The 10,998-nt window shown below is 62.4% G+C and carries 6 protein-coding genes; all 6 read left to right on the top strand.

Annotation, left to right across the window (positions count from 1 at the left end):
* Positions 1-302: 302 nt before the first annotated feature.
* On the top strand, positions 303-2,606 hold the full coding sequence (locus tag FEM54_RS13485; protein WP_138451339.1) for a YgiQ family radical SAM protein: 2,304 nt from the start codon (positions 303-305) through the stop codon (positions 2,604-2,606).
* 161 nt (positions 2,607-2,767) lie between these two features.
* Positions 2,768-3,700 carry an Ssp4 family T6SS effector gene (locus tag FEM54_RS13480; protein WP_099548100.1) on the top strand — a complete coding sequence of 311 codons (933 nt, stop codon included), beginning with the start codon at positions 2,768-2,770 and terminating at the stop codon, positions 3,698-3,700.
* Positions 3,697-4,146 carry a hypothetical protein gene (locus FEM54_RS13475; RefSeq protein WP_099548101.1) on the top strand — a complete coding sequence of 150 codons (450 nt, stop codon included), beginning with the start codon at positions 3,697-3,699 and terminating at the stop codon, positions 4,144-4,146. Before FEM54_RS13480 ends, FEM54_RS13475 begins: the two co-directional genes overlap by 4 nt.
* 187 nt (positions 4,147-4,333) lie before the next feature.
* Positions 4,334-7,624, top strand: coding sequence for a transglutaminase family protein (locus FEM54_RS13470; RefSeq protein ID WP_138451337.1), 3,291 nt, complete (start codon positions 4,334-4,336; stop codon positions 7,622-7,624).
* A 159-nt stretch (positions 7,625-7,783) separates the two neighbouring features.
* Positions 7,784-10,270 (top strand): circularly permuted type 2 ATP-grasp protein, encoded by a 2,487-nt coding sequence (locus FEM54_RS13465; RefSeq protein WP_138451335.1) that lies wholly within the window; start codon positions 7,784-7,786, stop codon positions 10,268-10,270.
* On the top strand, positions 10,270-10,998 hold a 729-nt coding region (locus FEM54_RS13460; RefSeq protein WP_138451333.1), incomplete at its 3' end, for a transglutaminase family protein. The genes FEM54_RS13465 and FEM54_RS13460, both read left to right, overlap by 1 nt.

Below are 10,998 nucleotides of genomic sequence, written 5' to 3'. Positions count from 1 at the left end.
CAGTAAAGGCACGGCAATTTTGCTGAAAGTACTCAGCGTCTGTTTTTGGGGCTGCTTCGCAGCCCAACGCAGGACAAGCCTGCTCGCCACAGGAGAAATAGGCTGCTTTTAAAAGTTGTGTAGATACCTATGCTCATCGCAGGCAAGCCAGCTCCCACATTTGAAGGTATTCACCGTTCGAGTGTGGGAGCTGGCTTGCCTTCGATTGCATCAGCACAATTCCGACCATTACCGTCGGAATTGGTCAAAATTTGTGCTATATTCCGCGCCCGCGATTTTTCATCTCAACACCGGTCACCGTCATGCAAACAGCCAAGCCGTTATTTGACTATCCCAAGTACTGGGCCGAATGTTTCGGTCCTGCGCCATTCCTGCCGATGAGCAGGGAGGAGATGGATCAGCTTGGCTGGGATTCCTGCGACATCATCATCGTCACCGGTGATGCGTATGTGGATCACCCGTCGTTTGGCATGGCGATCATCGGCCGGCTGCTGGAGTCCCAGGGCTTTCGCGTCGGGATCATTGCGCAGCCGAACTGGCAGTCCAAAGACGACTTCATGAAGCTCGGCGAGCCGAACCTGTTCTTCGGCGTCGCGGCCGGCAACATGGACTCGATGATCAACCGTTACACCGCTGACAAGAAAATCCGTTCCGACGACGCCTACACCCCAGGCGGCATGGCCGGCAAACGCCCGGACCGCGCCAGCCTGGTGTACAGCCAGCGTTGCAAGGAAGCCTACAAGAACGTGCCGATCGTACTTGGCGGCATCGAAGCGTCCCTGCGCCGCATCGCCCACTACGATTACTGGCAGGACCGTGTGCGCAACTCGATCCTGATCGATGCCTGCGCCGACATCCTGCTGTACGGCAACGCCGAGCGGGCCATCGTCGAAGTTGCCCAGCGCCTGTCGTGGGGCCACAAGATCGAAGACATCACCGACGTGCGCGGCACCGCGTTCATTCGCCGTGACACGCCTGCAGGCTGGTACGAGGTGGACTCCACGCGTATCGACCGTCCGGGCAAGATCGACAAGATCATCAACCCGTATGTGAATACCCAGGACACCCAGGCCTGCGCCATCGAGCAGGAAAAAGGCCCGGTTGAAGACCCGGAAGAAGCCAAGGTCGTACAAATTCTTGCCAGCCCGCGCATGACCCGTGACAAGACGGTCATTCGTCTGCCGTCCATGGAAAAAGTCCGTGGCGACTCGGTCCTGTACGCCCACGCCAACCGCGTGCTGCACCTGGAAACCAACCCGGGCAACGCCCGCGCTTTGGTGCAGAAGCATGGCGAAGTGGACGTGTGGTTCAACCCGCCGCCCATCCCTATGACCACCGAAGAAATGGACTACGTGTTCGGCATGCCTTACGCCCGCGTCCCGCACCCGGTGTACGGCAAGGAAAAGATCCCGGCCTACGACATGATCCGTTTCTCGGTGAACATCATGCGTGGCTGCTTCGGTGGCTGTACTTTCTGCTCGATCACCGAGCACGAAGGCCGCATCATCCAGAACCGTTCCGAAGAGTCGATCATTCGCGAGATCGAAGAGATCCGCGACAAAGTGCCAGGCTTCACCGGCGTGATCTCCGACCTCGGCGGCCCGACCGCGAACATGTACCGCATCGCCTGCAAGAGCCCGGAAATCGAATCCGCGTGCCGCAAGCCGTCATGCGTGTTCCCGGGCATCTGCCCGAACCTGAACACCGATCACTCCTCGTTGATTCAGCTGTATCGCAGCGCCCGTGCGTTGCCGGGTGTGAAGAAGATTCTGATTGCTTCCGGCCTGCGCTACGACCTCGCGGTCGAGTCGCCGGAATACGTCAAGGAACTGGTTACCCACCACGTCGGTGGCTACTTGAAGATCGCCCCGGAACACACCGAGGAAGGTCCGCTCAACCAGATGATGAAACCGGGCATTGGCAGCTATGACAAGTTCAAGCGCATGTTCGAGAAGTACACCAAGGAAGCGGGCAAGGAGCAGTACCTGATCCCGTACTTCATCGCCGCCCACCCCGGCACCACCGATGAAGACATGATGAACCTGGCCCTGTGGCTCAAGGGCAATGGCTTCCGCGCCGACCAGGTGCAGGCGTTCTACCCGTCGCCGATGGCCACCGCCACCGCCATGTACCACTCGGGCAAGAACCCGCTGCGCAAGGTCACCTACAAGAGCGACGCGGTCACCATCGTCAAGAGCGAGGAACAGCGCCGTCTGCACAAGGCCTTCCTGCGCTACCACGACCCGAAAGGCTGGCCGATGCTGCGTGAAGCACTGACGCGCATGGGCCGCGCCGACCTGATCGGGCCGGGCAAGGATCAGTTGATCCCGCTTCACCAGCCGTCCACCGACAGCTACCAGAGCGCCCGTCGCAAGAACTCGACGCCGGCTGGCAGCCATAAGGTTGCGAAGGAGACCACCACCAGGATCCTCACCCAGCACACCGGCCTGCCACCGCGCGGCAGTGATGGCAGCAACCCGTGGGACAAGCGTGAGCAAGCCAAGGCGGCAGCTCAGGCGCGTAACAAGCAGGCGGCTAAAGAACGCAGTGATGCGGCGAAGGGCAAAGGCGGCAAGCCTGCGCGCAAGCCGGTCGTGCCGCGCTGATCGCAACCTGAATATGCAAAACGCCAGCCTCGTGCTGGCGTTTTGCTTTCTATTCGCTGGCGTGCCTGTTTGTTAAGGTGGCGCCCATTAGATCGCCATCGCAGGCAAGCCAGCTCCCACAAAGCCGGCCCGGCCACCCTCATATTCAAGGAAGAACACCCATGAGCAACCCCCTGCTCTCCATCGGCATGGACTCCAACCGCTCCCAATTCATGGCGCGCCAGCGCATCGAAAGCCAGATCAACCTGCCACGGTTGTTCGCCGCCATCGATGCCGACCCCGGCATTGTCGGCGCCGGTGTGGTGTACATCGACGCCGACTTCAATGTGATCACCCTGCGCGAATTCAAGCCCCTCTGCAGCATTAAGCCCAAGCGCATCATTTTGCGCGAAGCACAGAAGTACATTTCGCCCGCGCAATTTGTGGAGCAGGTCAAGACCGACCCACGGGAAGAACGCCTCAGAAAAGAGGCGTTTGATATGGGCTTGTCGTGCACCGCCGCGATTATCGGTTGGATCGTGGTGTTCAGCGGCAGCGTCGCCGTGCCTTTTACGGCGGGCGCCAGCGCGTTCGTGGTGGGCATTGGCGTGACGGCGGCGCTGGCCAGCAGTGCGCAATGCGGGTTTGGCGTGGCGCGTACCTACAACGAGATACTCGACCCTGACGCTAACGACCGGATGGATGACGCCGAATGGTTCGGCGCTGTTTCAACCATCCTTGATACGGCTTCCCTGGTGGGGATCGGCACCGGCGCGCTGACCACGGTGAAGCTGCTCAGGGCCAAAAAGGCTGCCGCTCTGGGCAAGAGTTGGTATGAATTGCTCAAGGGTTTGAATCGCCAGGAACGCAAGAAACTGACCAAGGAGCTGCTAAGCCTGCGCGACCCCAGCCTGACGCCCAAGTTGCTCAAGTTGCAGCAGCGTGCAGGCAAACTGACCAAGAGCTTCAGCTCCACGGAAATTCGGCATGCCACCCTGACCCAGATGAAAGACGCATTGGGCGGCATCCTCGGTATCGTGGGCAGCTACCGCAGCGGTAGCGTGGGCACCGCCACCACCCTTGCAATCGGCTTGTACGAGGACCTCACCGAATGAAAGGTTTCCCCGACATGGGCAGTTTCCTCGCGCGCTATTTCCCGGTGTTCATGGGCACGATCTTCATGGCGATCTTTTCCGGCGCGTCTGCTGTATCCCTCGCCGGCGTGACGTATTTGCGGGGTGTCGATCCGTCGCTTAAATCCGACTACTCAGGCCTGGCGATTTTGTTGCTGGTGGCGGTGCTGGTCTTTGCCAACGTGATGGTTGCGCGTGGCCGCCCATGGGCCACCGGCCTGGTGGCGGGTTATCTGGGTTGCTGCCTGCTGTTCGTGCTGCCGATGATCCAGTACCCCATTCCCAAACTGGTCTACGGTTCGGCTGTGCTCTTTCCGCTGTTGGGGTTGCTCCTGCTTAACAGCAAGCGCCACCGCGAAATGCGCCAAAAGCTGCTCGAAGTCCGCCACCTTCGCGAAGCCACGATCGCTCGCCACAAAACGCGCTGACTGGGTAGATTCACTACCCGGCCTCACACGCACGCCACAAATATGTGCAAGCCTTGCACCACGGCACCCACGTTGGCGCCGTTTTGGTGCTGTACTGCACGGGGTCTTACGATAAAGCGCAATGACGGCCGCTCTGGCATAAGTCTTGCGCGCTTTGTGTTCATGCCCTGGCTCGCAGGAGGCCGCCGTGTCGATTCATGTCGCGTTGCACCACGTTACGCATTACCGCTATGACCGCGCTGTCGAACTCGGCCCACAGATCGTGCGCTTGCGCCCGGCTGCCCATAGCCGCACGCGGATCTTGTCTTACGCGCTCAAAGTGCTGCCCGAGCAGCACTTCATCAATTGGCAGCAAGACCCGCAGGGCAATTACCTGGCGCGCCTGGTATTCCCGGAAAAGACCGATGAGTTGCGCATTGAGGTCGACCTCGTCGCCGAGATGGCGGTATTCAACCCGTTCGATTTTTTCCTCGAGCCCTACGCCGAAAAAATCCCCTTCAGCTACGCCGCCGATGAGCAGCGCGAGCTGGCGCCGTACCTGGAAACCTTGCCGCTGACGCCAAAGTTTGCCGCCTATCTGGCCGGCATCGACCGCACGCCGCTGCCGGCTGTGGATTTTCTGGTCGGGCTCAATCAGCGCCTGGCGGCCGACATCGGCTATTTGATCCGCATGGAGCCGGGCGTACAAACGCCGGAATTCACCTTGGGCGCCGCTTCCGGCTCCTGCCGCGATTCGGCGTGGCTGCTGGTGCAACTACTGCGCAACCTGGGGCTGGCGGCGCGGTTTGTGTCGGGCTACTTGATCCAGCTCACCGCCGACGTCAAAGCCCTCGATGGCCCGTCCGGCACCGAAGTCGACTTCACCGACCTGCACGCCTGGTGCGAGGTGTATTTGCCCGGCGCGGGCTGGATCGGCCTGGACGCCACCTCCGGGCTGTTCGCCGGTGAAGGGCATATCCCATTGGCCTGTAGCCCTGATCCTTCGTCCGCTGCGCCAATCAGCGGGCTGGTGGAACCCTGCGAGTGCGAATTTACCCACGAGATGTCGGTGGAGCGCATTTGGGAAGCGCCGCGCGTCACCAAGCCCTACACCGAAGAGCAATGGCTGGCGATCCAGGCGTTGGGCCGGCAGATCGACGCCGACCTGCTCAAGGACGATGTACGCCTGACCATGGGCGGCGAACCGACCTTTGTCTCCATCGACGACCCCGACGGCGCCGAGTGGAACACCGCGGCGCTGGGGCCGGACAAGCGTCGCCTGTCCGCCGAGCTGTTCCAGCGCATGCGTGCCCACTACGCGCCCAAAGGCCTGGTGCATTTCGGCCAGGGCAAGTGGTACCCCGGCGAGCAACTGCCGCGCTGGTCGCTCAATTGCTACTGGCGCCGCGACGGCGTGCCGATCTGGCACAACAGCGCGCTGATCGCCGATGAACAACAGGACTACGGCGCCGATGACGTGATGGCCGGGCGCTTCCTGGCCAGTGTCGCCGAGCGCCTTAAACTGCCGGCACGCTTTGTGTTCCCGGCTTTCGAAGACAACTTCTACTACCTGTGGCGCGAAGGTGCGCTGCCGCAAAACGTCACCGCCCAGGACCCGCGCCTGAGTGATGACCTGGAGCGCGAGCGCCTGCGCAAAGTGTTCAGCCAGGGCCTGGATAAAGTCATCGGCCAAGTGCTGCCGCTGGCGCGCACGGCGGCCAATGACCGCTGGCAGAGTGGGCGCTGGTACCTGCGTGACAACCACTGCCGTCTGGTGCCGGGCGACTCGCCGCTGGGTTACCGCCTGCCACTGGCCTCGCAACCGTGGGTGACGGCGGCGGAATACCCATTTGTGCATCCCACTGACCCGAATCAGGATCAGTCGGACCTGCCGACCACCGCGCAACTGCAAAGCCATGGCACGCCTGCGCCGAGCGACGAGCGCGTGCCCAAGGTCGACGAATCCGCCGATTGGCTGACTCGCACCGCCTTGTGTGCCGAAGCACGGGAAGGGCGTTTGTACCTGTTTATGCCGCCGCTGGAACGCGTCGAGGATTACCTGGAGTTGGTGGCCGCTATTGAAGCCACCGCCGAAGAACTGCATTGCCCGGTGTTGCTGGAAGGTTACGAGCCGCCGTTCGATACGCGCTTGAGCAACTTCCGGGTCACGCCGGACCCGGGTGTGATCGAGGTCAATGTGCAGCCGTCCGCCACTTGGGATGAGCTGGTAGAACGCACCGAGTTCCTCTACGAAGAGGCGCGGCAAACCCGCCTGACCACCGAAAAGTTCATGATCGACGGGCGCCACACCGGCACCGGCGGTGGTAACCACTTTGTGCTGGGCGGCGCTACGCCGAAAGACTCACCGTTCCTGCGCCGCCCGGATTTGCTGCGCAGCCTGATCAGCTACTGGCATAACCATCCGTCCTTGTCGTACCTGTTTTCCGGGCTGTTTATCGGCCCGACCTCCCAGGCGCCACGGGTGGATGAAGCGCGTAACGACGCGCTGTATGAGCTGGAAATCGCCTTCGCACAAATGCCCGAGCCTGGCGAAGAATGCCCGCCGTGGCTGGTCGACCGGCTGTTGCGCAACCTGCTGATCGACGTGACCGGCAACACTCACCGCGCCGAGTTCTGTATCGACAAACTCTATACGCCCGATGGCGCCACCGGCCGCCTGGGCCTGTTGGAACTGCGTGCGTTTGAAATGCCGCCCCATGCGCGCATGAGCCTCACCCAGCAATTGCTGCTGCGGGCCTTGGTCGCGCGCTTCTGGCGTGAGCCGTATGCACCAGCAAAACTGGCGCGCTGGGGCACGGAGCTGCACGATCGCTTTTTGCTGCCGCACTTTATCGAGCAGGATTTTGCCGACGTGATCGTCGAGCTGAATGCTGCTGGTTACCCGCTGCGCGCCGAATGGTTTGCCGCGCACCTGGCGTTTCGTTTCCCCAAGGTCGGCGACTACGCCGTCAGCGGTATCGAACTGGAGTTGCGCCAGGCGTTGGAGCCTTGGCACGTGCTGGGCGAAGAAGGCGCCGTCGGTGGCACGGTGCGTTACGTGGACTCATCCCTGGAACGCTTGCAGGTGAAGTTGAGCGGCTTGGCGCCGCAACGCTACCTGCTGACCTGCAACGGCATCCCGGTGCCGTTGCAGCCGACCGGGCGTATCGGCGAGTTCGTCGCTGGCGTGCGTTATCGCGCCTGGCAACCGGCCAACTGTTTGCAACCGACCATCGCGGTGCATGCGCCGTTGGTGTTCGACTTGCTCGATACCTGGATGCAACGCTCGCTGGGCGGCTGCCAGTACCACGTAGCGCATCCGGGTGGGCGCAATTACGACAGCTTGCCGGTGAATGCCAATGAGGCGGAGAGCCGGCGCATGGCGCGGTTTTTCCGCCTCGGCCACAGCCCAGGCAAATTGCCTGTGCCGCCCTTGGTGATTAACGATGAACTACCAATGACCCTGGATTTGCGGCGTTTCCCCAATAAAAATGACTAAATGAGATCTAAAATGTGGGAGCTGGCTTGCCTGCGATAGCGGTGTATCAGCCAGCCAATCAGGTGGTAGGAAAACCGCTATCGCAGGCAAGCCAGCTCCCACACAAGATCGCGTTGAATTTGATTTAAACTGACTTCCCTTGCCTCTGCCGAGCGTTCCATGCCCGACTTGCTCGACCGTTACCCGCTCACTGCGGGCACCTATCACGAACTGCTCGACGACAGTGGCGCGGTACGTGCCCATTGGCAGCGCCTGCTCGATCACCTGCAACGCAGTACGCCCGTGCAACTGGCCCAGCGCCAGGCGTTGCTGACCCGGCAGATCCAGGAAAACGGCGTGACCTACAACGTCTACGCCGACCCCAAAGGCGCCGACCGCCCTTGGGAGCTGGACTTGCTGCCCCATGTGCTGGCCGCCGATGAGTGGCAGCACCTGTCGGCCGGCATCGCCCAACGGGCGCGTTTGCTCAATGCCGTGCTCGCCGACCTGTACGGCCCGCAGCGCTTGATCAAAGAAGGCCTGTTGCCGGCGGAGCTGGTGTTTGGGCACAACAACTTCCTGTGGCCGTGCCAGGGCATTCAGCCACCGGACGGCGCGTTTCTGCACCTGTATGCCGTGGACCTGGCGCGCACCCCGGATGGCCGTTGGTGGGTCACCGCCGACCGTACCCAGGCGCCATCGGGCGCAGGTTACGCGCTGGAAAACCGCACCATCGTGTCCCGTGCATTCCCGGATCTGTACCGCGATTTGCAGGTTCAACACCTCACCGGTTTCTTCCGCACGCTCCAGGAAACCCTGGCCCGCCAGGCGCCCGGTGATGACCAGCCACCGTTGATCGTGCTGCTCACGCCGGGGCGTTTCAACGAAAGCTATTTCGAACACCTCTACCTGGCGCGCCAGCTCGGCTACCCATTGGTAGAAGGCGGCGACCTCACGGTGCGCGACAGCACGGTGTTCCTCAAAACCCTCAGCGGCCTGCGCCGGGTGCACGCGATCATGCGGCGCCTGGATGACGATTTCTGCGACCCGCTGGAGCTGCGCACCGACTCGGCGCTGGGCGTGCCCGGCCTGCTGGATGCGGTGCGCCAGGGCAATGTGCTGGTGGCCAATGCCTTGGGCAGCGGCGTGCTGGAGTCGCCCGGTTTGCTCGGCTTTCTGCCGAAGATCAACGAGTTTTTGTTTGGTGAAGAACTGATCCTGCCGTCCATCGCCACCTGGTGGTGCGGCGAGGCGCCGGTGCTGGCCGAAGCCTTGGAAAAGCTGCCGGAATTGCTGATCAAACCAGCGTTTCCTTCGCAAAGCTTCGCGCCGGTATTCGGCCGCGATTTGAACGAAGAGCAACGCCTGGCCCTGGCCGAGCGCATGCGTGCGCGGCCTTATGCCTATGTGGCCCAGGAGCTGGCGCAACTGTCCCAGGCGCCGGTGTGGCACACCGTCGACGACCATCTGCAACACCGTGCCATCGGCATGCGCGTGTACGCGGTGGCCAGCGCTGACGGCTACCGTGTACTGCCCGGCGGCCTGACTCGCGTGGCGGCTGAGGCGGATGCCGAAGTGGTGTCGATGCAGCGTGGTGGCGCGAGCAAAGACACGTGGGTGCTCGGCGATCGCGCTGTCGGCGGCGAGCATTGGCGCGCGCAACGGGCGATTGGCGTACATGATCTGGTGCGGCGCGACCCTTATCTGCCGTCGCGCGTGGTGGAAAACCTGTTCTGGTTTGGCCGTTACTGCGAACGCTGTGATGACAGCGCGCGCTGGCTGCGCATTGTGCTGGCACGCTATGTCGATGGCGACGACCCGCAAGCCTTGCAGGCCGCTGTCGAGCTGGGCGAGACCCTGCGCTTGTTGCCGGAGGAGGGCGAACTGCCCGAGCGCCTGCTTGCCGCTTTGCTCGGCGATGACTGGCCGTCGAGCCTGCGCGCCAACCTGCAACGCTTGCAGTGGGCGGCGTCCCAGGTGCGTGGCAAGTTGTCCCGCGAGAACTGGCAAGCGCTAGTGGAGTTGCAGCGCGAAGCCCTGGAGTTGGAAAGCGAGGCCCCGGATTTTGGCGAGTTGCTGGATTTCCTCAACCGCCTGGTGATGTCCCTGGCGGCGCTGTCCGGGTTTGCCCTGGATGACATGACCCGTGATGAAGGCTGGCGCTTTTTGATGATGGGCCGGCGTATTGAGCGCCTGCAATTTCTCAGCAGCAGCCTCGCCGCGTTCCTGCGTGGCGTGGCGGTATTTGATCAGGCCGGGCTGGAATGGCTGCTGGAGCTGGGCAATAGCAGCATCACCTATCGCTCGCGTTACCTGGCCGTGCCGCAACTGATCCCGGTGCTCGACTTGTTGCTGCTCGATGAACAGAACCCGCATGCGGTGCTGTTTCAGTTGAAGCTGGTCAGCCGGACCCTGCGGCGTCTCAATGATGACTTTGGCGTGCCACGGGAAATCGGCCTGGCGCCGTTGGTGGAGCGCCTGTCGCGTTTTGATCTGGGCTGCCTGGAGAACCCGCTGTTCGGCGAATCCAGCGTACGTGCCGCGTTGGACGGCCTGGCGGACCTGCTGCAAGCGGTCGCCGATGAGAGCGGGCAAGTGTCGGATCGCCTGGCGTTGCGCCACTTTGCCCATGTGGATGATGTCAGCCAGCAAACGGTGTCGGTGTGATGAGTGCGCGCTACCAGATTTTTCACGATACCCATTACCACTACGACAGCCCGGTGTCCCTGGCCCAGCAGTTGGCGCACCTGTGGCCGCGGCCGTGCGCGTGGCAGCGCTGCAGTTCCCAGCAATTGGATATCAGCCCGCAGCCGTCGTCGCGTCGTGATGAGCTGGACGTGTTCGGCAACCCGATCACCCGGCTGGCGTTCGAACGGCCCCATGATGAATTGCTGGTCAATGCCGGGCTGACCGTGGAAGTGCTGGCGCGGCCGGCGCTGGATTTCCAGCAGTCACCGCCTTGGGACCAGACGCGCGACAGCCTGACCTACAGCAGCCAGGTGCTGTCGCCGGAGATGCTCGAAGCCTGCCGTTATCGCTTCGAGTCGCCCTACGTGCACCTGAAGAGCACCTTCGTCGAGTTCTCCGAAAGCTGCTTCCCGCCAGGCGTGCCGTTGCTGCTGGGCGTGCAGGCCTTGATGCAGAAGATCTTCAGCGAATTCACCTTCGATGCCGAAGCCACCCAGGTCGCCACGCCCTTGGTGGAAGTGCTGGAGCGCCGACGCGGCGTGTGCCAGGACTTCGCACACCTGATGCTCGCGTGCCTGCGCTCGCGGGGCCTGGCCGCGCGTTACATCAGCGGCTACCTGCTGACCCAGCCACCGCCCGGCCAGCCACGGCTGATCGGCGCCGATGCATCCCACGCGTGGGTCTCGGTGTTTTGCCCGGTGGCGGGC

Origin of the sequence: Pseudomonas edaphica (assembly GCF_005863185.1) — a bacterium.
Taxonomy (GTDB): domain Bacteria; phylum Pseudomonadota; class Gammaproteobacteria; order Pseudomonadales; family Pseudomonadaceae; genus Aquipseudomonas; species Aquipseudomonas edaphica.
This window is presented reverse-complemented; position numbering and strand designations above follow the sequence as displayed.

Coding starts and splice junctions, on each gene's coding strand:
- FEM54_RS13485 (WP_138451339.1), top strand. CDS start 303: ATGCAAACAGCCAAGCCGTTATTTGACTATCCCAAGTACTGGGCCGAA.
- FEM54_RS13480 (WP_099548100.1), top strand. CDS start 2,768: ATGAGCAACCCCCTGCTCTCCATCGGCATGGACTCCAACCGCTCCCAA.
- FEM54_RS13475 (WP_099548101.1), top strand. CDS start 3,697: ATGAAAGGTTTCCCCGACATGGGCAGTTTCCTCGCGCGCTATTTCCCG.
- FEM54_RS13465 (WP_138451335.1), top strand. CDS start 7,784: ATGCCCGACTTGCTCGACCGTTACCCGCTCACTGCGGGCACCTATCAC.